Below are 21,597 nucleotides of genomic sequence, written 5' to 3'. Positions count from 1 at the left end.
GGTCGCCGCGACCAAGATGGGATCTGACCATCCTGGCGGCTTCGTGGTGCAATTTGCACCACTGACTTATGGTGGCTGCATGTCCTGGAAGCGTCCGTCGGAGCCGGTCAGGGAGCTGATCCGGCAGTGTGCGCAGATCACCGTCAATCCGCGTGCCGAGTGGCTCGACGAACTCGACGCCGAAGTGCTTGCGGCCAGCCCGGCGTTGGCGGCCGACCCCGAGCTGGCCGCCGCGGTCGGTCGCAGCAACCGGGCCAACATGTACTTCTGGGGCGCGGCCAACGTGCGCGACCCCGGCGCGCCGGTGCCCCCGAACAGCGGGCCGGAGCCGATGAATATCGCCCGCGAGGTCGCCCGGCGCGGACTGACCCCGTTCACCCTCGACGCCTACCGGATCGGGGAGGCAGTGGCGTGGCGCCGGCTGATGGAGATCGCATTCTCGCTGACGTCGGATCCGGCCGAATTGCACGAGTTGCTCGACGTCTGCTCCCGCTCGATCAGCGCTTTCATCGACGGAACCCTGGCGGGCATCGCCGCACAGATCGAGCAGGAACGCGACGATCTCACCCGCGGGACCCATGCCGAACGACTCGAGACCGTCGCCCTGATCCTCGACGGGGCCCCCATCACCCGAAAGCGCGCCGAGGCACGACTCGGGTACGCCCTGACCGGCCCGCACGTCGCCGCCGTGATCTGGAGCGACGATCCGGCGGGCGACATGGCCGGACTGGATTCGGCCGCCGAGTCGTTCGGACACGCCGCCGGGGTGCGACCGCTCACCGTCCTCGCTTCCACGGCCACCCGCTGGGTATGGATACCGGCGAGATCGATAGACATTGCCGCGCTGCGTGATTCGATCGAAGCCCGGCCGGATATCCGTGTCGCGGTAGGACCCTGCGCCGAGGGCATCGACGGTTTCCGCCGCAGTCACTTCGACGCCATCACCACCCAACAGATGTTGGCGCGCCTGCAATCACCGCGACGTGTCGCGCGGTTCGCCGACGTCGAACTGGTCGCCTTGATCACCGCCGACACCGACCGCGCCACCGAGTTCGTCCGCCACACCCTGGGCGCACTGGAACAAGCGGGACACGAACTACAGGAGACGGTAAGGGTTTTCGTGCATGAGCAGTGCAATGCGTCGCGCGCCGCGACACGGCTCTATACCCATCGCAACACGCTGCTGCGGCGCCTGGCCCGCGCCGACGAACTGTTGCCCCGTCCGCTGGCCGAGTGCAGCGTCAATGTGGCGGTCGCACTCGACGTGCTGCGCTGGCGCGGCAAGTAGGTAATCCAGGCAGGCGGACATCACGATCGTCGATCAATCCGGTGACGGGCCGCGCCGCCGATCCGAGTGAGGACACCAGGTGCCCCAGAATGCGGGCATGACGGTAGCTGGCGAACCGACGGCACAGTTCTCGCGGCAGACGTTTCTGCGGGCTGCCGTCGGGACCTTGGCCGCCGGGGCGGTCTTCGGGACCGCCCGCGCCGGTGCCGCACCGAACAGCGCCGACTGGGGCAGTCTGTCGGGAGCCATCGGCGGGCAGGTCATTGAACCGGAGAACGGACAATTCGGTTCGGCCAAGCAGGTTTTCAACACCAACTACAACGGTTCGACACCGGCGGCGGTCGTGAACGTGACGTCGGCCGCGGACGTGCAGAAAGCGATGGCGTTCGCGGCTACCCGAAAGCTCAAGGTCGCCGCGCGCAGCGGCGGGCACTCCTACATCGGAGCGTCCACGGCAGACGGAGCCCTGGTAATCGACCTGCGCGGGTTACCCGCAAATCCCAAATACGACCCCGCCAGCGGACAGATCACCGTCACGCCCGCAACGCATCTGTTTGCGATGCACCAGACGCTGGCCGCCGCGGGCCGGGGCATCCCGACGGGTACCTGCCCGACCGTCGGTGCCGCGGGGCACACCTTGGGTGGCGGCATCGGTGCACAGTCGCGGCACGCCGGACTGCTCTGCGACCAGCTGGCGTCGGCGAACGTGGTACTGCCCGGCGGGCAGGCGGTCACCGCGTCGGCCACTAGCAACCCCGACCTGTTCTGGGCGTTGCGGGGTGGCGGCGGCGGCAACTTCGGGGTGACAACTTCGTTGACCTACACCACGTTTGCCAGCGAGGACGTCGACGTCGTCAACATCTTCTTTCCGCCGCAGACGTTCGCGCAGGTTCTGCTCGGCTGGCAGAGCTGGCTGCGTACCGTCGACCGCAAGTTCTGGGCGCTGGCCGACGCCACCGTCGACGGGATGGGCACGCAGTGCCGCATCATGGCGACGTCCCCGGTCGGGACCGCCAACAGCGTTGCGGGCGCGATTGTTTCGGCGGTCGGTGTACAACCGACCAGGACCGAGAACCTGACGCTCAACTATCTGGACCTGGTGAAGTATCTGGCCGTGGAGAACCTCAACCCGTCCCCGCTGGGATACGTCGGTGGTTCCGATGTCTTCCCGACGATCAACGCCGGTGCCGCCAAGGGAATCGCTTCGGCGCTCGACACATTTCCACGTGGGGCCGGGCGAGGTCTGGTGATCATGCATGCCCTCGACGGCGCGCTGGCCAGTGTGGCCGGCGACGCCACGGCCTTCCCGTACCGGCGGCACTCCGCGATGGTGCAGTGGTACGTCGAAACGGCCGGTTCCCCGTCGGCGGCCGCCGGCTGGCTCACCACCGCACATCAAGCGGTGCAACCGTATTCGGCTGGTGGCTACGTGAACTACATCGAACCCAACCAGCCGCCGTCGCGGTACTTCGGCGCCAACCTGGCCCGGCTCAGCGCCGTCCGCCAGAAGTACGATCCGGGGCGGATGATGTTCTCCGGCATGAACTTTTGATTCCGCGCCAAGGGATTTTCTGCGATGATGCAGCGTCATGGGCATCACTCGCACGCTGACGATCCTCACCGTTCTCGGCTACGCCACGCTGGCCACGTCGGGCGTCGCCGCAGCCGACGACAGCCTCAACGGCCACTACCGGGCCGTCGTCGACGGCTCCCCTTCCAATCAGCTCGGTGACATCCTGCTGATCAACACCACCTGCGACCCTTCGGGCAACTGCAGTGGTTGGGTGTCGACACCCAAGACCTGGGGCGCCGCGATCAACAAAACCCCGGGCGGCCCATGGACGATCAACCGCACCGACAGCCAGGGCTGGACCTGCCCGGACGGGACCAAGGCAGCGGCGGATCTCGTCTACACGTTCGCCGTAGGAAGTCTGGCCGGTTCGATCACGTCGACAAAAGTGGCCGGCGGATGCGGTGATCCGTCAACGCCCAGCACCACCCACGCGCTTCAGGTCCAGCAGTGCGTCGACAGCCCCACTCGGGGAGTGTGCCCCTGAGCGACGGCTAGTCGGGGTCGACATCGGCGACACATCGCACCGGATAAAGCTCGTACGTACCGCGGAAGCCCTTGAGTTCGACCTCGCGGGGTGCGTCCAGCGCGATATCGGACGCCCCTGAAACCGCCTCCCGAATCGGCGCACTGACCAACACTTCCCCACCCTCGGCCTCGCCCGCGACCCGCGCAGCCATCGCCACATTGCGGCCGAACAGATCGTCGCCGCGCCGCACTGAGCTGCCCATGTGCAGACCGATGCGGACCCGGATGCGTTCCCACCGTTCGGGTTCGGACCGTAGCGCGCGTTGCACGGCCATACTGCAGCGCACGGCCTTGACGGGATCGGAGAAGGCGATCATGAAACCGTCGCCCTGAGTTTTGACGACGTGTCCGCCGTTGTCGCCGACCTGCTTGCTGATCAACTTGTTGTGGCGTTCCAGCAGCTTCACCCAACCTCGATCGCCGAGTTCCTCGTTGAGTTCGGTGGAACCCTCGATGTCCGAGAAGGCGATCACCACGTTGCCGTCGGCTGTCATCCTGGCCAGGTCGGGTCGTTCAACCCGCGCCCAACCCGCCAAGTCCTCCACCGAGTTGCGGACGGTGGCACCTAGGCCCCTGTTGATCAATGAATCCGCGGTGCGCCAAACGGTCCTGACCGCAAGAGGAGCCACCCCGGGCGGCCGTCTACGACGCGGTCGGTCTTGGCGCAGCCGCGCCAGCGCCTTTCGGGCTCCAGTCAATTGCCGCCGCGACACGATCAGCACGATTCCCACCGCGATGAGGCCCGCGAATTCGACGAGAGCGACGATGGCCCACAGCAGTTCCGCGCTCACGGTCAGGTTGCGGATTCCCCAGCGCGTCGCAGCATGCTTTCCGCGTGCCGCAGCACCGGGGAGTCGACCATCTGCCCTTCGAACGCGAACACTCCGCGCTCGGTCTTGGCCGCCGCCAGCACGCGCCGGGCCCAGTCCAGCTTGTCGTCGCTGGGCCGGTAAGCGCTGCGCACCACCGGAACCTGACTGGGGTGGATGCATGCGGTCACGTCGAACCCGACGGTGGCGGCGTCGACGGCCTCATCCCGCAAACCGTCGATGTCGCGGATGTCGAGGTGCACGGCGTCCAGCGCGAGCCGGCCGAAGGCGGAGGCCGCCAGCAGGATCGTCGACCGGACGTGCCGGTCGACGTCGCGGTAATGTCCGTCGGGCCACCGGCTGGAACTGCCACCCAGCGAGACGGTCAGATCCTCCGCGCCCCACATCATCGCTACCACGCCGTCTGCGGCGGCGATTTCGGTGGCGAACACCGCACCCCGCGCACTTTCGACCAACGCGATGACGTCGCGCGGCGCCAGCGCTGTGATCTGCGCGGCTGACTCCGTCTTGGGCAGCATCACCGTGGTGTACGGCGTCTCAGCCAGGACTTCGAGGTCGCGAGCGTACTCGTCGGTGCCTGCGGCGTTGATCCGGACGACGGTGCGCGCGGGGTCAAGTGGTGTGTCGCGCAACGCATTACGGGCGGCCGGCTTGTCCGGCTCGGCCACACCGTCTTCGAGATCGAGGATCACCACGTCGGCCGCGGCGGCGGCTTTCGCGAAGCGCTCGGGCCGGTCAGCCGGACAGAACAGCCAGCCCGGTCCGGCATCGCGCAGGCTCATTGCCCCGCCTCGCTCGGCCGCTTCTGCACCAGCGTGGTGCGCACTGCCCGTGCCACGACGTCGCCGTGCTGGTTACGACCGGTGTGCTGCAAGGTGACAATGCCTTCTCCAGGACGGCTTTTCGACTCGCGCTTGTCGGTGCACACCGTCTCGGCGTACAAGGTGTCGCCGTGGAAGACGGGTTTGGGGAACGACACCTCGGCGAAACCGAGGTTGGCGACGATGGTGCCCAACGTCAGCTGCGCGACGGAAAGACCGACCAGCGTGGACAGGGTGAACATCGAATTCACCAGTCGCTCACCGCGAAAGCCCGGCTGTTCGGCGGCCCACGCGGCGTCCAGATGCAGCGACTGGGTATTCATCGTCAGCGTGGTGAACAACACGTTGTCGGCCTCGGTGACGGTACGGCCGGGCCGGTGCAGATAGATGGTGCCGACCTCGAACTCCTCGAACCACAAACCGCGCTGGACGATCCTTGCCCCGACTGTGACATCTGCGACGCGACTCGCCGAGGCTGTGTCGTCAGATTCACCCTCGGAAGGGGCGGCGGCGTCGGTGTCGCTCATGACAACCCCAGCGACCGTGCGATCAACATCAACTGCACCTCCGTTGTGCCTTCACCGATTTCGAGGATCTTGCTGTCGCGGTAGTGGCGAGCCACCGGGTACTCGTTCATGAACCCGTATCCACCGTGGATCTGGGTGGCGTCCCGCGCGTTGTCCATCGCGGCTTCCGACGAGATCATCTTCGCGATCGCCGCTTCCTTCTTGAATGGCTTGCCGGCCAACATCTTTGCCGCGGCGTCGTAGTAGGCGGTGCGGGCGGCGTGGGCACGGGCTTCCATGCGCGCGATCTTGAAGCTGATGGCCTGGTAGGAGCCGATCGGCTGGCCGAAGGACTGACGTTCCTTGGCGTACTTGACGCTTTCGTCGACGCAGCCCTGCGCCACCCCCGTCGCGAGCGCGGCGATCGCGATCCGGCCCTCGTCGAGGATGGACAGGAAGTTCGCGTAACCCTTGGCGCGGGTGCCCAGCAGGTTCTCTTCGGGGACCCGGGCGTCGTCGAAGGTCAGCGGATGGGTGTCCGAGGCGTTCCAGCCGACTTTGTTGTAGACGGGCTCGACGATGAAACCCGGTGTGCCGTTGGGCACGATGATCGTCGAGATCTCCTTCTTGCCGTCGGCGATGGTGCCCGTCACCGCGGTGACGGTGACCAGCGAGGTGATGTCGGTGCCGGAGTTGGTGATGAACTGCTTGCTGCCGTTGATGATCCATTCGCCGCCGTCGAGGCGGGCGGTGGTGCGGGTGCCACCGGCGTCCGAGCCCGCACCGGGTTCGGTGAGCCCGAAGCCGGCCAGCGCGCGGCCGGCGACCAGGTCGGGCAGCCACTGCTGTTTCTGCTCCTCGGTGCCGAACCGGTAAATGGGCATGGCCCCCAGACCGACACCGGCTTCCAAAGTGATCGCCACCGATTGATCGACCTTGCCGAGTTCCTCCAAAGCCAATGCCAGCGCGAAGTAGTCCCCGCCCATGCCGCCGTACTCTTCCGGGAACGGCAGCCCGAACAGGCCCATCTCGGCCATCTTCGCGACGACCTCGTACGGAAAGCTGTGCTCCTCATCGTGTTTGGCCGACACCGGCGCCACCACGGAGCGCGCGAAGTCGGCCACCGTGTCGCGTAGGTCCTCGTATTCCTTGGGCAGGGTCCCCGCCGGGATCGTCGTCGTCATGATCAGTCCTTGCCTTCTTGTTCTGTCTCCGGGACCAGCCGGGCCAGCACCTGCTCGACCTTCACCTGATCGCCGACGCCCACCAGCACCTGCACCCGTCCCGAAATCGGTGCGGCCAGTGAATGTTCCATCTTCATCGCCTCGACCACGACCACCACGTCGCCCTCGGACACCTCACTACCCGACTCGACCTGCACGGCGATCACGCTGCCCGGCATCGGGCTGAGGATCTCGGCCGGTCGCTCGCCGCCGGTGCGGTCGATCTTGTGTTCCTCGGCTTCGCGGATATGCCAGGTGCCGCGTTCGTCGGCGATCCACAGATGTTGATCGGCCTCGGCCCAGTGATAGTCCTGGCGCAGCCCATCGATCGTCACGCTCAGCTGGTGCTCACCGACCTGCACGGTCGCCGGCTTGACCTCGCCGTCGCCGACCTGCACGCCCGCCGCGTCGGGCAGCCCCCACACCGACACCGTCTCGGTGCGCAGCGGGGTCTGCACCTCGGTGCGCACCGGAGCCACCAGACTGACGGGCCGCCACCCGGTCGGTTGAGCCCACAGCTCGCTCCCGGCGCGGTCGGTCAGTGCCCATTGACGGTAGAGGCCGCCCGCGGCAAGCACGTCATCGGGCGCGGGTGCCGGCTCGAAGTCCGCCAACCGCTCGTCCAGCAGGGCAGTGTCCAAATCCCCGGCACGCACCCGTTCGTCGGCGAGCAGGAATCGCAGAAACTCGACGTTGGTCTGTACCCCGAGCACCGCAGTCTGCGAGAGCGCCCGGTCGAGCCGGGCTAGTGCCTCGGCGCGGTCGGCGCCGTGCGCGATCACCTTGCTCAGCATCGGGTCGTAATCGCTGCCCACCACGGTGCCGGACAACAGCGACGAATCGACCCGCACGCCGTCGCCGGAGGGTTCCCGCACATGCAGTACCCGACCTCCCGTCGGCAGGAATCCCCGAGCTGGATCCTCGGCGTAAACCCTTGCCTCGATGGCGTGTCCGGTGAGCTCGATGTCATCCTGAGCGAACCCCAGCTTCTCCCCCGCGGCGACCCGCAGCTGCCACTCGACGAGGTCGCGGCCGGTGATCTCTTCGGTGACCGGATGTTCCACCTGCAGACGGGTGTTCATCTCCATGAAGAAGAACTCGTCGGGCCGGTCACCGGAGACGATGAATTCCACCGTGCCGGCGCCGACGTAGTCGACGCTGCGGGCGGTGCTGCACGCCGCAGCTCCGATCCGCGCCCGGGTCTCGGGGTCCAGCAGCGGCGAGGGCGCCTCCTCGATCACCTTCTGGTGGCGTCGTTGCAGACTGCACTCGCGCTCACCCAGGTGCACCACGTTGCCGTGCGTGTCGGCGAGCACCTGCACCTCAATGTGCCTGGGCCGCAGCACGAACCGCTCCAGGAACAGCGTGTCATCGCCGAACGCCGAGGCGGCTTCGCGCCGGGCGCTGACCAACGCGGCACGTAGCTTCGTCGGCTCTTCGACCAGCCGCATGCCCTTGCCGCCGCCACCGGCAGACGGCTTGACCAACACCGGGTAGCCGACTTCGTCCGCCGCGCTGACCAACTCGTCGTCCGTCAGCCCCGGCCGAGCCACCCCCGGCACCACCGGCACGTCGAACGCGGCGACCGCGTTCTTGGCGGTGATCTTGTCGCCCATCACCTCGATGGCGCGCGCCGGTGGGCCGACGAACGCCACCCCGGCTCGCTCGCATTCTGCGGCGAAAGCGGCGTTCTCGGAAAGGAATCCGTAACCCGGGTGGATCGCTTCGGCACCGGTCCGCGCCGCCGCCCGCAGCACGCGCTGCATGTTCAAGTAACTCTCGCGCGCCGGCGCCGGCCCCAGCCGCACCGCCGTGTCGGCCTCGAGCACGTGCCGCGCTCCGGCGTCGGCGTCGCTGTAGACCGCAGCCGCACGAATGCCCAGCCGGCGCAGCGTCCTGATCACCCGCACGGCGATCTCGCCGCGGTTCGCCACCAATACCGTCTCAAACATGAGTCACATCCGGAAGACGCCGTAGGATACCGGCTCCAGTGGCGCCTGGGCGCACACCGAAAGAGCCAGTCCGACAACCGTTCTGGTGTCGGCAGGGTCGATGATCCCGTCGTCCCACAGGCGGGCGGTCGAATAATAGGGGTTGCCCTGGTCCTCGTACTGCTCGCGGATGGGCGCCTTGAACGCGTCTTCCTCCTCCGGCGACCACGGCTTGCCGTTGGCGGAAAGTTGCTCGCCGCGCACGGTGGCCAGCACGGACGCGGCCTGCTCACCGCCCATCACCGAGATCCGCGCATTCGGCCACATCCACAGGAAGCGTGGCGAATAGGCTCGACCGCACATCGAATAGTTGCCCGCGCCATACGATCCGCCGATCACCACGGTCAGCTTCGGCACCCTCGCGCACGCCACGGCCGTCACCATCTTCGCGCCGTGCTTGGCGATGCCGCTCGCCTCGTAGTCACGGCCGACCATGAATCCCGCGATGTTCTGCAGGAACAGCAACGGAATCCGACGCTTGTCGCACAGCTCGATGAAATGAGCTCCCTTGACCGCGGATTCGCCGAACAGCACGCCGTTGTTGGCGATGATCCCCACCGGGTGGCCGTGAATGCGCGCGAACGCGGTGACCAGCGATTTACCGTAATTGGCTTTGAATTCACTGAATTCGCTACCGTCGACCAGTCGCAGGATCACCTCGTGCACGTCGTAGGGCACCCGCGGATCCGGGGGTACCACGTCGTAGAGCTCGGTCTGCGCATGCCTGGGTTCGACGGTCGGTATGACCTCCCAGGGCGCGGGCTCGCGCGGACCGAAGGTGGCAGCGATCCCCCGCACGATTCGCAGCGCATCCTCGTCGTCCTCGGCCAGATGGTCGGTCACCCCGGAAACTCTCGAGTGCAGATCGCCGCCGCCCAGTTCTTCGGCGGTGACGATCTCCCCGGTGGCCGCCTTGACCAACGGAGGGCCGCCCAGGAAGATCGTGCCCTGCTCGCGGACGATGACGGCTTCGTCGCTCATCGCCGGCACGTAGGCACCGCCGGCGGTGCAGGAACCGAGGACGGCGGCCACCTGCGGGATTCCCTTGGCGCTCATGGTCGCCTGGTTGTAGAAGATCCGCCCGAAGTGTTCGCGGTCGGGGAACACTTCGTCCTGTTTGGGCAGGAAGGCGCCGCCGGAGTCGACGAGGTAGATGCAGGGCAGCAGGTTCTGCAGCGCCACCTCCTGCGCGCGCAGATGCTTCTTGACCGTGATCGGGTAATAGGTGCCGCCCTTGACCGTTGCGTCGTTGGCGACGATCACGCATTCGCGTCCGGCTACCCGTCCGATCCCGGTGATGATTCCCGCGCCCGGGGATTCATCGCCGTACATGCCGTTGGCGGCCAGGGCGGCCAGTTCCAGGAACGGGCTGCCCGGGTCGAGCAGCCGGTCCACCCGTTCGCGCGGGAGCAATTTGCCGCGGCTGACGTGGCGCTCCCTGGCACGTTCGTTGCCGCCCAGGGCGACAGTGGAGAGCTTTTCCCGTAGTTCCGTCACCAGCCGGTGGTGTTCGTCGGCGAACGACGGGGCCGTCACTGTGGTCACTGTGTCACCAGATCCGAAAGGTTCAGCGGCGGCTGCGTTTTCGCGACGACCTCTTCGACCGACACGTCCGGGGCGGTCTCGATCAGGTGCAGGCCGTCGTCGCGGACGTCGATGACCGCGAGTTCGGTGACGATCCGGTTGACACACCCGATGCCGGTCAACGGCAGCGTGCACCGCTCCAGGATCTTGGGGCTGCCGTCCTTGGCGGCGTGTTCCATCATCACGATCACCTTGCGGGCGCCGTGCACCAGGTCCATCGCGCCGCCCATGCCCTTGACCATCTTGCCGGGGATCATCCAGTTCGCCAGGTCGCCGGTGACCGAAACTTGCATGGCGCCAAGGACTGCCACGTCCAGGTGCCCGCCGCGGATGATCCCGAACGAGGTGGACGAGCCGAAGAACGAGGCGCCGGGCAGCGTGGTGACGGTTTCCTTGCCGGCGTTGATCAGGTCGGCGTCGACGTCCTCGCGACGCGGGTAGGGACCGACGCCGAGGATCCCGTTCTCCGAGTGCAGCACGACATGCACGCCGTCGGGGATGTGGTTGGGGATCAGGGTGGGCATCCCGATCCCCAGGTTGACGTATTGCCCGTCCTCGAACTCCGATGCCACCCGGGCGGCCATGCCGTCTCTGCTCCAGGTCATTTGGCGCCGCCTCCTTCGGCGTCCGTCACGCTAGCGTGACGTTCGGCGCCGAGCGTCACGCCAGCGCAGCGCTCGGCAAAGTCATGGACGCTCACCGCACCGTCTCCTTCTCGATTCGCTTCTCGGGATCAGGCACATGCACCACGCGCTGCACGAAAACGCCCGGCGTGTGCACCGTCGCTGGATCGATCTCCCCAGGCTCGACGAGTTCCTCGACCTCGGCGATGGTGATCCGGCCGGCGACCGCGCACTCGGGGTTGAAGTTGCCCGCGGCGTAGCGGTACACCAGGTTGCCCAGCCGGTCACCCTTCCACGCGTGCACCAGGGCGAAGTCGGTCCGGATCCCCCGCTCGAGAACGTAAGTCACGCCGTCGAACTCACGGGTCTCTTTGGGTGGTGACACCACCGCCACCTCGCCGGACGAGTCGTAGCGCCAGGGCAGTCCACCGTCGGCGATCTGGGTGCCGACCCCGGCCGGCGTATAGAAGCCGGGAATGCCCATCCCCCCGGCGCGAAGACGTTCGGCCAACGTACCCTGCGGGGTCAGCTCGACTTCGAGTTCGCCGGACAGGAATTGGCGGGCGAATTCCTTGTTCTCCCCGACATAGGACGAGACGGTGCGGCGAATCCTCCTGTTCGCCAACAGAATCCCCAACCCGATGCCGTCGACGCCGCAGTTGTTGGACACCGTCTCCAGATCGGTCACACTGCTGTCGGCCAAGGCTGCGATCAGCGCCTCCGGAATGCCACACAACCCGAATCCGCCGACGGCCAGCGACGACCCATCGGCTATGTCTGCCACCGCCTCGGCAGCGGTCGCCACCACCTTGTCCATATACCGCAGCGCCCTCCGGTTTCAGTTAATAATCATTAACTAAACGGTGAGAATACCATTTCCCTGCGCAGCGGGTAAAGGCAGGGCAGGGGCTATTCCCGCTCACTGAGGTGCTCGATCGCACGCTGCCGCATCTCGACTTTGCGGACTTTGCCGGTGACCGTCATCGGGAACTCGTCGACGACCCAGACATAGCGGGGAATCTTGAACTTCGCAATGCTGCCGACGCAGAACTCCCGCAGAGGGTCGGCGGTCAGCTCCGGGGCGCCGACCCGCAACTTGACCACCGCCATGAGTTCTTCGCCGTAGCGCTCGTCGGGCACCCCGATGACGTGGGCGTCGAGGATGTCCGGATGCGTGTGCAGGAACTCCTCGATCTCGCGCGGAGAGATGTTCTCCCCGCCACGCACCACGATGTCCTTGATCCGGCCCGTGATCCGCACATATCCGGCGGAGTCCATGGACGCCAGGTCGCCGGTGTGCATCCACCCGTCCGCGTCGATGACTTCTGCGGTCTTCTGCGGGTCATTCCAATAGCCCGACATCACCGAGTAGCCGCGTGTGCAGAACTCCCCCGCCTCCCCACGGGGGACCGTCACACCGGTCATCGGGTCGATCACCTTGATCTCCAGATGCGGCCCCACCCTCCCGACCGTCGCGACGCGCCGCTCCAACGAATCGTCGGTGCGCGTCTGAGTCGACACCGGGGCCGTTTCGGTCATGCCGTAACAGATCGACACCCCGGGCATGTGCATGCGCTCGATCACCATGCGCATCACCTCGACCGGACAAGGGGATCCGGCCATGATCCCGGTGCGCAGACTGTCCAGCCGGTAGTCGGCGAAGTCCGGCAACCCAAGCTCGGCAATGTACATCGTCGGCACCCCGTAGAGGCTGGTGCACCGTTCGTCCTGCACCGCACGCAAGGTTGCGGCGGGATCGAAGCCGGGCGCCGGGATCACCATGCAGGCACCGTGACTGGTGGCCGCCAGGTTGCCCATCACCATTCCGAAGCAGTGATAGAACGGCACCGGGATACAGATCCGATCGTGTTCGGTGTACTCCAGTAGCTCACCGACCAGGTAGCCGTTGTTGAGGATGTTGCGATGGCTGAGCGTAACGCCTTTCGGGTATCCCGTTGTGCCCGAGGTGTATTGAATGTTGATCGGATCGGAAGCTGTCAGCAGCGCGGTCCTCGCGTCCAGCGCGGCCGGGTCGGCTTGGGCACCAACCAACTCGTCCCAGCGATCACTGCCCATGATGGTGACGACACAGTCGGGCGCTACGTCGGCCAGCATCTGCGCGTAGTCCGCACCCTTGAAACCCGCTGCGGCAACTACCATCCGCACCCCGGACTGCTTCAACGCATACTCCAGTTCGCGCGCTTGGTAGGCGGGATTAACGGTCACCAGGATCGCGCCGATGTGAGCAGTCGCGTATTGCACCAGCACCCATTCCCACCGGTTGGGCGCCCAGATGCCGACCCGATCACCCGCTTCGATGCCGGCTTGCAACAGTCCCGTCGCCAAACCCCGTACGGCGTCCGATAGTTCGGCGTAGGTCCACCGCCGGCCCGCGGCGACGTCGACGAGCGCTTCACGACTCGCGAAGGCGTCCGCGGTAGCCGCGAGATTGGCGCCGATGGTGGTCCCGAGCAATGCGGGTGTGTTCGGGCCACGTTCGTAGGAAAGCGGATTGCGGTCTGCGGCGTCGGTGGCTGTCACGGTCCCTCCGGCCGGTAATCGGGTGTTACGTTAGTGACGATTAACCGACATGTCCAGGAGGGCCGTCATGGCAGCATCCGCCCCGGACGGCGAGCCCGGCCCACCTGAGGCGCCAAATCGTCGCAGCCAGTTGAAATCCGACCGTCGGCTGCAACTGCTCGCCGCCGCCGAGAGACTGATCGCCGAACGAGGTTTCCTCGCGGTGCGCCTGGAAGACATCGGCGCAGCTGCCGGCGTCAGCGGTCCGGCGATCTATCGTCACTTCCCCAACAAGGAGTCGCTGCTGGTCGAGTTGTTGGTCGGGATCAGCGCCCGACTGCTTGCCGGTGCCCGCGCGGTGGCGGACCGCGGCGCCGATGCCACGGCGACGCTGGACGGTCTGATCGACTTCCATCTGGACTTCGCCCTGGGCGAGCCGGACCTGATCCGTATCCAGGACCGTGATCTCGCCCACCTGCCGGCCACAGCGGAGCGGCAGGTGCGCAGAGCCCAGCGGCAGTACGTGGAGATCTGGGTGGGTGTGCTGCGCGAGTTGAACCCCGAACTCGCCGAGGCCGATGCCCGGTTGATGGCGCACGCCGTTTTCGGGCTGTTGAACTCGACGCCGCACAGCATGAAGTCGGCCGATACCAAGGCGTCGCGGGTGCTTCGGTCCCGCGCCGTCATGCGGGCGATGACGCTCGCGGCGCTGACGGCAGGGGACCTGTAGTGCGCATTCGCTGAAGCGCGGTCAAAGCCCCCCTCGCCCTCCCCAGGTACCCTGCGAAGTGGACATGAACGAGCCACGCCGCACCCAGAATTTCGGTCCCCCTGAGCCGGGGTGGTATTCGGCGTCTCCGCAGGATGCCGCCGATTCGGTGATCGATTACCCGGCCTACGCCGACGAGATGCCGTACGCCTACGGCGGCAGAGGCTCGCCGTGGGCACCGGGCGGCTATCCACCGAACCCGACCCAACAGTTGCCGTCACAGTATTGGCAACAAGACCAGCCGCCGTCCGACGAGCCGCCGGGAAGCACCCCGCCGGGATCGCCGCGCTGGCTGTGGTTTGTGGCCGGCGCCGCGGTGCTGCTCGTCATCGGCCTGGTCATCGCGCTGGTCGTCACGAACAGTTCGGACACCCAGCAGACCGCCATCGAACCGCTGCCCCCGATGCCTGGGCCCAGCACCACCTTCGCGCCGCCGACCACCAGGACGGCGCCCCCGTCGACCACTCGCAGGCCGCCGCGGACCACCACGACCGAGCCAGGCACGACGGTCCCGCCCACGGCCACCGTGCCGGGCACGATGCAGTCCGTGGTCTACAGCGTCACCGGGGAGGGCCGGGCGATCAGCGTGATGTACATGGACACCGGCGATCTCATCCAGACCGAGTTCAACGTCACGCTGCCGTGGACCAAACAGGTGAGCCTGTCCACGTCGGCGACTCATCCGGCCAGCGTCACCATCGTCAACATCGGCCACAACGTCACCTGTTCGGTGACCGTGGCCGGAGTGCAGGTTCGTCAGCGCACCGGCCAGGGTTTAACCATCTGCGACGCCCCGCTCTGACTGCGGTCGCGGCACCCGCACGAAGAACATCGCCACCAGTCCGGCGAGCAGCACCACGACGATGCCGCCCAAACCGGCCCGATCCGCGGCGAACACGTCGACGAAGACGGAGAACAACCACGGGGCGATGAATGACATTGCTCGGCCAGTCATTGTGTAAAGACCAAAGGCGACACCCTCTTTGCCGTGTTGCGCCAACCGAAGCAACAGGGCACGCGCAGAGGATTGCGAAGGCCCGATGAACAGACACAGGGACAACCCGCACACCCAGAACGCGAGTGGGCCGGACACGGCCAGCATGGCCATCCCAGCGGTGAGGATGGCGATCAGAGAAGCGATGATGACCGGTTTCGATCCGATTCGGTGATCGACAAACCCTCCCACCGCCGCACCAATCGCGGCCACGACGCACGCGGCCACGCCGAAGATCAGCACGTCACCTTTAGGCACGCCGTAGACCTTGACGCCCAGCACCGGACCGAACGTGAATACCGCCGCCAGTCCGTCCCGCAACAGCGCGCTTGCCACCAGGAAGTAGACGAGGTTGCGGTCGCGGTGCCACTCGGAGGTGATGTCGGTCCACAGCTTGCGGTAACTACCCAGCAGGGTGGTGGACGGGTGGGGGTTCGCGCCCGCGTCCGGGAGGCGGTGGGCGACGAGAAGCAGCGGCAGGGCCAGGATCGCCAGCCAGGCGGCTGCCAGCAGCATCGCTGCCCGGACGTTGACTCCGTCGGCGGTGGGCAGGTGCAGCAAACCGCGACGGTCACCGTCGCCGGACACGAAGCCCAGATAGACCACGATCAGCAACACGACGGTGCCGATATACCCCGCCGCATAGCCCAAGCCCGAGATGCGGCCGGCCGTCTGCGGCGTCGAGAGCTGACGCAGCATGGCGTTGTAAGGGACGCTGGCCAGGTCACCGCATGCGGCGGTCGCCGTCAACAGCGCCAACCCGGCGAAAAAGTAGCCCGGCTCATCCCGGATCAACGCCATCGAGCAGGTCAACACCACCGCCATGCCGGTCAGCACGGCCAGGGCCAATCGCCGTCGACGCGGTGACTCGACCCACGCTCCGATCAGGGGCGCCAATGTCGCGATCAGCACGCCGGCGGCGGCTCCGGCGCGCGCCAGCCAACTCACCGGCGAGGCCCCCAACGGTGTGGTGCCTTCTGCCACGCTGGCCGTCAAGTACACCGAAAACACGAACGTCGGTGTGATAGCGCTCAGGCCGGTTTGACCGCAGTCCCACATGGCCCAAGCGACCACCCGCGAGCGCGGGACGGTGACTTGGCTGGTTTGCCGAGATTGAGTCTCTGCGGGCCCGCCCTCGAACTTCTTCTGCAAATTTTCAGTGTCGGTGACGGGCTGGTGACGTGCGGCCGAACCGCGCTCCGAGTCACCCATGACCGCACTCTATGCGTGTTGCATCCGGTCGTTGCGCGCTGGCTACGATCAACCCATGCCGATACCCGCTCCCAGTCCCGACGCGCGCGCCGTTGTCACCGGAGCGTCACAGAACATCGGCGAGGCGCTGGCCACCGAACTGGCCGCGCGCGGCCACAGTCTGATCGTCACCGCCCGACGAGAGGAACTGCTCACCGCGCTGGCCGCCCGTCTGGTGGACAAATACCGCGTCGCCGTCGAGGTGCGACCCGCCGACCTCGCCGACCCGGCCGACCGCGCGGCGCTGTGCGAGGAACTGGCCGCGCGGCCGATCTCGATCCTGTGCGCCAATGCCGGCACCGCCACCTTTGGTCCGGTCGCATCGCTGGACCCCGCCGGCGAGAAAGCACAGGTGCAGCTCAATGCCGTTGCGGTGCATGACCTTACATTGGCGGTGCTGCCGGGCATGATTGAACGACGGGCCGGCGGCATCTTGATTTCCGGCTCGGCAGCGGGGAATTCGCCTATTCCCTACAACGCCACCTACGCCGCCACCAAGGCTTTTGCCAATACGTTCAGCGAATCGCTGCGGGGTGAACTGCGTAATTCCGGGGTGCACGTGACACTGCTGGCCCCGGGCCCGGTGCGCACCGATCTGCCCGCGGAGGAGGAGGCGTCGCTGGTGGAGAAGTTGGTGCCGGACTTTCTGTGGATCTCCACCGAGCACACCGCTCAACTGTCGCTGGATGCGTTGGAGCGCAACAAGATGCGTGTGGTTCCCGGCTTGACGTCCAAGGCGATGTCGGTGGCGAGCGGATATGCTCCACGCGCGATCGTGGCGCCGATCGTCGGGGCGTTCTACAAGAAGCTCGGCGGCGGATAGGCCTACTTCCGGCGCCGCCGACCGGTGCCGAAGATGCCTTTGACGGCTTCGCGGATCGCCGTGTTGATCCCGCTCTTCACGGTGGGGTTCTTCAACACTTCCTCCCACATCGAGGGACCTTTGGGCTCGACCGGAGCCGGCATGGGTGGCAGCTCGTAATCCGTTGGTACCGGCGGATAGTCAGGCACGCGAGCTTGCTCAGCCGAGGGGCCCGGGGAAGGCGGCGGTGCCGCCTCGATCGTCTGACCGTACTTGCTTTGCAACGAACTCGACTTGGCCGCCTCGTGGACCGCGTCCGGACCGATCGCCGCCATCAGCGAGCGGGGCACCCGCATCCGCGTCCAGGCGACGGGAGTAGGCGCACCCTTTTCAGAAAGCACGGTGACGACGGCCTCGCCGATCCCCAATGACGTCAACGCCGACTCGAGGTCGTAGACATCGGTTTTCGGGTAGGTGCGCACGGTCTTGCTCAGCGCCTTCTGGTCGTCGGGGGTGAATGCGCGCAGCGCGTGCTGGACGCGGGCGCCCAACTGAGACAGCACGTCGTTGGGCAGGTCCGTCGGCAACTGGGTACAGAAGAACACCCCGACCCCCTTGGAGCGGATCAGCTTGACCGTCTGCTCGACCTGTTCCAGGAAAGCCTTCGACGCGTCGGCGAACAACAGGTGTGCCTCGTCGAAGAAGAAGACCAACTTGGGTTTGTCTACGTCGCCGATTTCGGGCAACTGCGCGAAAAGGTCGGCCAGCAGCCACATCAGGAAAGTCGAGAAGATGACCGGACGCAGCGACTGACCGCTGAACTCGAGCAGACTGATTACGCCCTGACCGTTTTCGACGCGCAACAGGTCGTCCGGATCGAGTTTGGGCTCGCCGAAGAAGGTGTCTCCGCCCTCGCCGGCGAGGTTGACCAGCGCGCGCAGGATGACGCCTGCCGTGGTGGACGACACTCCCCCAAGGGATTTCAGGTCGGCCTTGCCGCCCTCACTGGTCAGGTGGCTGATGACCTCGCGCAGTTGCTTCAGGGTGACGAGGGGCCAGTTGTTCTCCTTGGCCCAGTGGAAGATCAGTCCCAGCGTCGATTCTTGAGTCACGTTGAGCCCCAACACTTTCGACAGCAGGACGGGCCCGAAGCTGGCCACGGTTGCGCGCACCGGCACGCCGATCCCGCCGGTCCCGAGCGACAGAAACTCGACCGGGAAACCCGTCGGCTCCCAGGTGTCGCCGGTGTCCTTGGCGCGCGCCGCGGTCTTTTCGTTGCTCTCCCCCGGACGGGACAGACCCGACAGATCGCCCTTCACGTCGGCCATGAACACCGGGACCCCGGCCGCACTGAGCTGCTCGGCGATCAACTGCAGCGTCTTGGTCTTTCCGGTGCCGGTGGCCCCGGCCACCAGGCCGTGGCGGTTGATCGTGGCCAGCGGGATGCGGATCTGTGCGGCCGGGTCCGCCGTGCCGTCGACGACGACGGTGCCCAGCTCGAGTGCCTGACCTTGTACGGCGTAGCCAGCGGAAATGCGCTGCGCGGGTCCTGCCTCTGATTCGGTGCTCATCGGTGCCGCGCCCCTTTTCCCCGGTAGTTGCCCGTGCAGGATCACCCTACTTGCCGGGGGCCGACGAGGTCAGAGCCCCGATGCGCCTAATGTTGGGCGTTGTGCGCGACGAATTGGTGTGGATCGATTGCGAGATGACCGGGCTCGACCTCGGCTCGGACAAGCTGATCGAGATCGCCGCACTGGTCACCGACGCCGAACTGAACATCCTGGGCGACGGAATAGACGTGGTGATTCACGCCGAGGAGGCCGCGCTGTCGTCGATGATCGACGTCGTCGCGCAGATGCACGCGCGCTCGGGGCTGACAAACGAGGTCAAGGCGTCCACCGTCGACGTCGCCACTGCCGAAGCGATGGTGCTCGATTACATCGGTGAGCACGTCAAACAGCCCAAGACCGCGCCGCTGGCCGGTAACTCCATCGCCACCGACCGATCCTTCATCGCGCGTGACATGCCCGCTCTCGACGCGTTTCTGCACTACCGGATGATCGACGTCAGCTCCATCAAAGAACTCTGCCGGCGGTGGTACCCGCGGATCTATTTCGGGCAGCCGCCCAAAGGGCTGGCGCACCGCGCGCTGGCCGACATCCACGAGTCCATCCGGGAACTGCAGTACTACCGGCGAACCGCGTTCGTACCCCTCCCCGGGCCTTCTACCAGCGAGATCGCCGCGGCGGTCGCCGGACTCGACGGCCAACCGGACGCGTTGGAGACCATCGATTCGGCCGACGAGCATTCCAGCGGTTAACATCGACGTCGCCGCGTTAGTCCGCGGCCACGGTGGCTGTAGTTCAGTTGGTAGAGCACCAGGTTGTGATCCTGGATGTCGCGGGTTCGAGCCCCGTCAGCCACCCCAAGAGGTCAGAGGGCGTTTTCGCCCTCCGACCTCATGCACCAGACCGGTCGGACCTCCGGTGCCCGCCGACTTCTTAGATCTCTCCGACAGGCGTGAGGTCAACCGCTATTCGAAACCGGCCAACGTAATCCGCAACGCGTTCTCCATCTCGACGTGCATCGGCGACGTCGGCGTGTTGTCCGCGGTGAGCCACCGGTCGATGACGAATCGGACCGTCGCCAAACTCGTGTGGACCAGCAGCGCGGGCCGGATGTCGACCGACGCGTCAACGCCCATCCGGGCCGCGACGTGCTCGACGAACTTCTGTTGATCCTCGTCGCTCACCAGGGATGTCTTCCGGAGCAGATGGGGGGCGGTCGCGACGGCTCGCTGCCAGGTATCCAGGTTGAGATCGCTGGCGTTTTCGGCATGGGTGACAAACAGGTCGATCAACGCCTTCACCGCCGATTCATCGGCCGGCTTGGCGCTGTAGGACACAACGATCTCCCGGACCGCCTCCCGGACCGGGTCGACGAGAAGCCCTTCCTTGGTCGGCGCATGCCGGAAATAGGTGCTGATCGAGATTCCGGCGGCGGCCGCGATGTCCTCGGTCGTCACGACGTCGAACCCACGCTCGGCGAACAAGTCGTGCGCGGTGTGCCGAATTTGCGAGAGCAGCTCTGCGCGGCGTCGGTCCCGTAGCGAATCGGTGTTTGCTGTGGACATGCGATCACCTTCGCGATTCGGGCATTTCCAACACGATCGTGCGATCCAACGCTGGAGTCAAGTGACTGACACTACACTATTGAAAGTGCCTATCAACTAGGCTAGCGTGTTACCGCGAACCCGACTGAGCTGCAGAGTTGCGGGACCGCGGGCACCCCTACCACAGCAGGGCTCGCTTGACGCCGCTCGATCCCTTCTGCTCGGCACTCGCAACGCAACTGGTGGAAAGAGCGCAAATGAATGCGGATTTGTACCCGCGATGACAATGCTGTGGGTTTGCTCAGAGTCTTGCCGGGCACGTTGAGATGACTCTCCAACACGATCCCCCGGTGCGCGACGACGGCGTCGGCGCCATCAAAGAGTGGGGAGTCGGGTACGTCGACCGCCACCCGGTGGCGTCGCTGCGGACGGTCGGAGAACAGTTCGTCCTCGGTGTGCGGACAATCCAATACTTCTTCATCGATCTGTTCACCGGCCGCTTCCAGTGGCAGGAATTCGTCCGGCAGGGCGCATTCATGGCCGGCACCGCCGTGCTGCCGACCGTCCTGGTGTCGCTGCCGATCAGCGTCACCCTGTCCATTCAGTTCGCGCTGCTCGCGGGTCAAGTGGGCGCCACCTCGCTGGCCGGGGCGGCCAGCGGCCTCGCGGTCATCCGGCAGGGCGCTTCCCTGGTGGCCGCCGTGCTGATGGCGGCGGCCGTCGGCTCTGCCATCACCGCCGACCTGGGTTCTCGAACCATGCGCGAAGAGACCGACGCGATGGAGGTGATGGGGGTCTCGGTGATCCGGCGCCTGGTGGTACCGCGACTTGCCGCCGCGATCATGATCGGTGTCGCGCTGACCGGCGTGGTGTGCTTCGTCGGGTTCTTCGCCAGCTACATGTTCAACGTGTACTTCCAGGACGGCGCCCCGGGCAGCTTCGTGTCGACCTTCGCCTCCTTCGCCACCACCGGCGACATGATCCTCGCGCTGCTCAAAGCAGTCATCTTCGGCGCCATCGTCGCCATCGTGTCGAGCCAGAAAGGGCTGTCCACCAAGGGCGGACCAACCGGTGTGGCCAACTCGGTCAATGCCGCGGTGGTCGAATCGATCCTGCTGCTGATGATCGTCAACGTCGCAATCAGCCAGCTCTACATCATGTTGTCGCCCAGGACGGGGCTGTGAC

General features: G+C 66.2%; 20 protein-coding genes and 1 tRNA gene. 9 read left to right on the top strand and 12 right to left on the bottom strand.

From position 1 onward, the window contains the following. Positions 1 to 79: 79 nt before the first annotated feature. From AC5Y46_RS17125 to AC5Y46_RS17115, 3 genes are all read left to right on the top strand, one after another. On the top strand, positions 80 to 1,288 hold the full coding sequence (locus AC5Y46_RS17125) for an Rv1453 family transcriptional regulator (protein WP_499992345.1): 1,209 nt from the start codon (positions 80 to 82) through the stop codon (positions 1,286 to 1,288). Between the two features lie 97 nt (positions 1,289 to 1,385). Beyond that, entirely contained in the window at positions 1,386 to 2,840 is a 1,455-nt protein-coding gene (locus AC5Y46_RS17120) for an FAD-dependent oxidoreductase (RefSeq protein ID WP_499992344.1), read from the top strand. A 37-nt stretch (positions 2,841 to 2,877) separates the two neighbouring features. Then, complete coding sequence (locus AC5Y46_RS17115) at positions 2,878 to 3,345, top strand: hypothetical protein (protein WP_499945616.1); 468 nt, start codon at positions 2,878 to 2,880, stop codon at positions 3,343 to 3,345. A 7-nt stretch (positions 3,346 to 3,352) separates the two neighbouring features. Here the strand turns inward: AC5Y46_RS17115 and AC5Y46_RS17110 are convergent, their stop codons facing one another. From AC5Y46_RS17110 to AC5Y46_RS17070, 9 genes are all read right to left on the bottom strand, one after another. Beyond that, on the bottom strand, positions 3,353 to 4,183 hold the full coding sequence (locus AC5Y46_RS17110) for an adenylate/guanylate cyclase domain-containing protein (RefSeq protein WP_499945670.1): 831 nt from the start codon (positions 4,181 to 4,183) through the stop codon (positions 3,353 to 3,355). Beyond that, entirely contained in the window at positions 4,180 to 4,998 is an 819-nt protein-coding gene (locus AC5Y46_RS17105) for an HpcH/HpaI aldolase/citrate lyase family protein (RefSeq protein ID WP_499992343.1), read from the bottom strand. The genes AC5Y46_RS17110 and AC5Y46_RS17105 overlap by 4 nt, the downstream gene beginning before the upstream one ends. Further along, positions 4,995 to 5,564, bottom strand: a complete 570-nt coding sequence (locus AC5Y46_RS17100; protein ID WP_499945618.1) for a MaoC family dehydratase — start codon at positions 5,562 to 5,564, stop codon at positions 4,995 to 4,997. The genes AC5Y46_RS17105 and AC5Y46_RS17100 overlap by 4 nt, the downstream gene beginning before the upstream one ends. Then, positions 5,561 to 6,727 carry an acyl-CoA dehydrogenase family protein gene (locus AC5Y46_RS17095; RefSeq protein ID WP_499945619.1) on the bottom strand — a complete coding sequence of 389 codons (1,167 nt, stop codon included), beginning with the start codon at positions 6,725 to 6,727 and terminating at the stop codon, positions 5,561 to 5,563. The genes AC5Y46_RS17100 and AC5Y46_RS17095 overlap by 4 nt, the downstream gene beginning before the upstream one ends. Positions 6,728 to 6,729: 2 nt before the next feature. Then, on the bottom strand, positions 6,730 to 8,718 hold the full coding sequence (locus AC5Y46_RS17090; protein WP_499945620.1) for an acetyl/propionyl/methylcrotonyl-CoA carboxylase subunit alpha: 1,989 nt from the start codon (positions 8,716 to 8,718) through the stop codon (positions 6,730 to 6,732). Between the two features lie 3 nt (positions 8,719 to 8,721). After that, positions 8,722 to 10,302: a carboxyl transferase domain-containing protein gene (locus AC5Y46_RS17085; protein ID WP_499992339.1), complete on the bottom strand. Its 1,581-nt coding sequence runs from the start codon at positions 10,300 to 10,302 to the stop codon at positions 8,722 to 8,724. Then, positions 10,299 to 10,946, bottom strand: a complete 648-nt coding sequence (locus tag AC5Y46_RS17080) for a CoA transferase subunit B (RefSeq protein ID WP_499992337.1) — start codon at positions 10,944 to 10,946, stop codon at positions 10,299 to 10,301. Before AC5Y46_RS17080 ends, AC5Y46_RS17085 begins: the two co-directional genes overlap by 4 nt. A 91-nt stretch (positions 10,947 to 11,037) precedes the next feature. After that, on the bottom strand, positions 11,038 to 11,781 hold the full coding sequence (locus tag AC5Y46_RS17075; RefSeq protein ID WP_499945623.1) for a CoA transferase subunit A: 744 nt from the start codon (positions 11,779 to 11,781) through the stop codon (positions 11,038 to 11,040). A gap of 92 nt (positions 11,782 to 11,873) precedes the next feature. Beyond that, positions 11,874 to 13,505: an AMP-binding protein gene (locus AC5Y46_RS17070; RefSeq protein WP_499992336.1), complete on the bottom strand. Its 1,632-nt coding sequence runs from the start codon at positions 13,503 to 13,505 to the stop codon at positions 11,874 to 11,876. Between the two features lie 67 nt (positions 13,506 to 13,572). Here AC5Y46_RS17070 and AC5Y46_RS17065 point away from each other — a divergent pair, with 67 nt between their 5' ends. Both AC5Y46_RS17065 and AC5Y46_RS17060 read left to right on the top strand, forming a co-directional pair. Next, entirely contained in the window at positions 13,573 to 14,214 is a 642-nt protein-coding gene (locus AC5Y46_RS17065; protein WP_499992335.1) for an SACE_7040 family transcriptional regulator, read from the top strand. Positions 14,215 to 14,278: 64 nt separating this feature from the next. Beyond that, positions 14,279 to 15,055 carry an MmpS family transport accessory protein gene (locus AC5Y46_RS17060; protein WP_499992334.1) on the top strand — a complete coding sequence of 259 codons (777 nt, stop codon included), beginning with the start codon at positions 14,279 to 14,281 and terminating at the stop codon, positions 15,053 to 15,055. On the opposite strand, the gene AC5Y46_RS17055 is transcribed toward AC5Y46_RS17060, so the two are convergent. Next, positions 15,029 to 16,306 (bottom strand): MFS transporter, encoded by a 1,278-nt coding sequence (locus AC5Y46_RS17055; RefSeq protein ID WP_499992367.1) that lies wholly within the window; start codon positions 16,304 to 16,306, stop codon positions 15,029 to 15,031. The two genes, AC5Y46_RS17060 and AC5Y46_RS17055, sit on opposite strands and share 27 nt — an antisense overlap. Positions 16,307 to 16,514: 208 nt before the next feature. Between AC5Y46_RS17055 and cmrA the strand changes: the two genes are divergently transcribed. Further along, positions 16,515 to 17,321 carry a mycolate reductase gene (gene cmrA, locus AC5Y46_RS17050; RefSeq protein ID WP_499945627.1) on the top strand — a complete coding sequence of 269 codons (807 nt, stop codon included), beginning with the start codon at positions 16,515 to 16,517 and terminating at the stop codon, positions 17,319 to 17,321. A 2-nt stretch (positions 17,322 to 17,323) separates the two neighbouring features. Here cmrA and AC5Y46_RS17045 read toward each other — a convergent pair whose 3' ends face one another. Further along, positions 17,324 to 18,871: a helicase HerA-like domain-containing protein gene (locus tag AC5Y46_RS17045; RefSeq protein ID WP_499945628.1), complete on the bottom strand. Its 1,548-nt coding sequence runs from the start codon at positions 18,869 to 18,871 to the stop codon at positions 17,324 to 17,326. A 101-nt stretch (positions 18,872 to 18,972) separates the two neighbouring features. Between AC5Y46_RS17045 and orn the strand changes: the two genes are divergently transcribed. Together orn and AC5Y46_RS17035 are read left to right on the top strand one after the other, a co-directional pair. Further along, positions 18,973 to 19,620 (top strand): oligoribonuclease, encoded by a 648-nt coding sequence (orn, locus tag AC5Y46_RS17040; protein WP_499945673.1) that lies wholly within the window; start codon positions 18,973 to 18,975, stop codon positions 19,618 to 19,620. Between the two features lie 32 nt (positions 19,621 to 19,652). Then, positions 19,653 to 19,728 (top strand) — tRNA-His (locus AC5Y46_RS17035). Between the two features lie 105 nt (positions 19,729 to 19,833). Here the strand turns inward: AC5Y46_RS17035 and AC5Y46_RS17030 are convergent. Beyond that, a complete protein-coding gene (locus tag AC5Y46_RS17030; RefSeq protein WP_499945629.1) occupies positions 19,834 to 20,433 on the bottom strand; it encodes a TetR/AcrR family transcriptional regulator in 600 nt (199 codons plus the stop codon). 305 nt (positions 20,434 to 20,738) lie between these two features. On the opposite strand from AC5Y46_RS17030, the gene AC5Y46_RS17025 reads away from it, so the two are divergent. Next, positions 20,739 to 21,596, top strand: a complete 858-nt coding sequence (locus AC5Y46_RS17025; protein WP_499945630.1) for an MlaE family ABC transporter permease — start codon at positions 20,739 to 20,741, stop codon at positions 21,594 to 21,596. Position 21,597: the final 1 nt, after the last annotated feature.

This window comes from Mycobacterium sp. NGS59, assembly GCF_059812345.1.
This window is presented reverse-complemented; position numbering and strand designations above follow the sequence as displayed.

Coding starts and splice junctions, on each gene's coding strand:
- AC5Y46_RS17125 (WP_499992345.1), top strand. CDS start 80: ATGTCCTGGAAGCGTCCGTCGGAGCCGGTCAGGGAGCTGATCCGGCAG.
- AC5Y46_RS17120 (WP_499992344.1), top strand. CDS start 1,386: ATGACGGTAGCTGGCGAACCGACGGCACAGTTCTCGCGGCAGACGTTT.
- AC5Y46_RS17115 (WP_499945616.1), top strand. CDS start 2,878: ATGGGCATCACTCGCACGCTGACGATCCTCACCGTTCTCGGCTACGCC.
- AC5Y46_RS17105 (WP_499992343.1), bottom strand. CDS start 4,998: ATGAGCCTGCGCGATGCCGGACCGGGCTGGCTGTTCTGTCCGGCTGAC.
- AC5Y46_RS17100 (WP_499945618.1), bottom strand. CDS start 5,564: ATGAGCGACACCGACGCCGCCGCCCCTTCCGAGGGTGAATCTGACGAC.
- AC5Y46_RS17095 (WP_499945619.1), bottom strand. CDS start 6,727: ATGACGACGACGATCCCGGCGGGGACCCTGCCCAAGGAATACGAGGAC.
- AC5Y46_RS17090 (WP_499945620.1), bottom strand. CDS start 8,718: ATGTTTGAGACGGTATTGGTGGCGAACCGCGGCGAGATCGCCGTGCGG.
- AC5Y46_RS17080 (WP_499992337.1), bottom strand. CDS start 10,946: ATGACCTGGAGCAGAGACGGCATGGCCGCCCGGGTGGCATCGGAGTTC.
- AC5Y46_RS17075 (WP_499945623.1), bottom strand. CDS start 11,781: ATGGACAAGGTGGTGGCGACCGCTGCCGAGGCGGTGGCAGACATAGCC.
- AC5Y46_RS17065 (WP_499992335.1), top strand. CDS start 13,573: ATGGCAGCATCCGCCCCGGACGGCGAGCCCGGCCCACCTGAGGCGCCA.
- AC5Y46_RS17060 (WP_499992334.1), top strand. CDS start 14,279: ATGAACGAGCCACGCCGCACCCAGAATTTCGGTCCCCCTGAGCCGGGG.
- AC5Y46_RS17055 (WP_499992367.1), bottom strand. CDS start 16,306: ATGTGGGACTGCGGTCAAACCGGCCTGAGCGCTATCACACCGACGTTC.
- cmrA (WP_499945627.1), top strand. CDS start 16,515: ATGCCGATACCCGCTCCCAGTCCCGACGCGCGCGCCGTTGTCACCGGA.
- AC5Y46_RS17045 (WP_499945628.1), bottom strand. CDS start 18,871: ATGAGCACCGAATCAGAGGCAGGACCCGCGCAGCGCATTTCCGCTGGC.
- AC5Y46_RS17030 (WP_499945629.1), bottom strand. CDS start 20,433: ATGTCCACAGCAAACACCGATTCGCTACGGGACCGACGCCGCGCAGAG.
- AC5Y46_RS17025 (WP_499945630.1), top strand. CDS start 20,739: ATGACTCTCCAACACGATCCCCCGGTGCGCGACGACGGCGTCGGCGCC.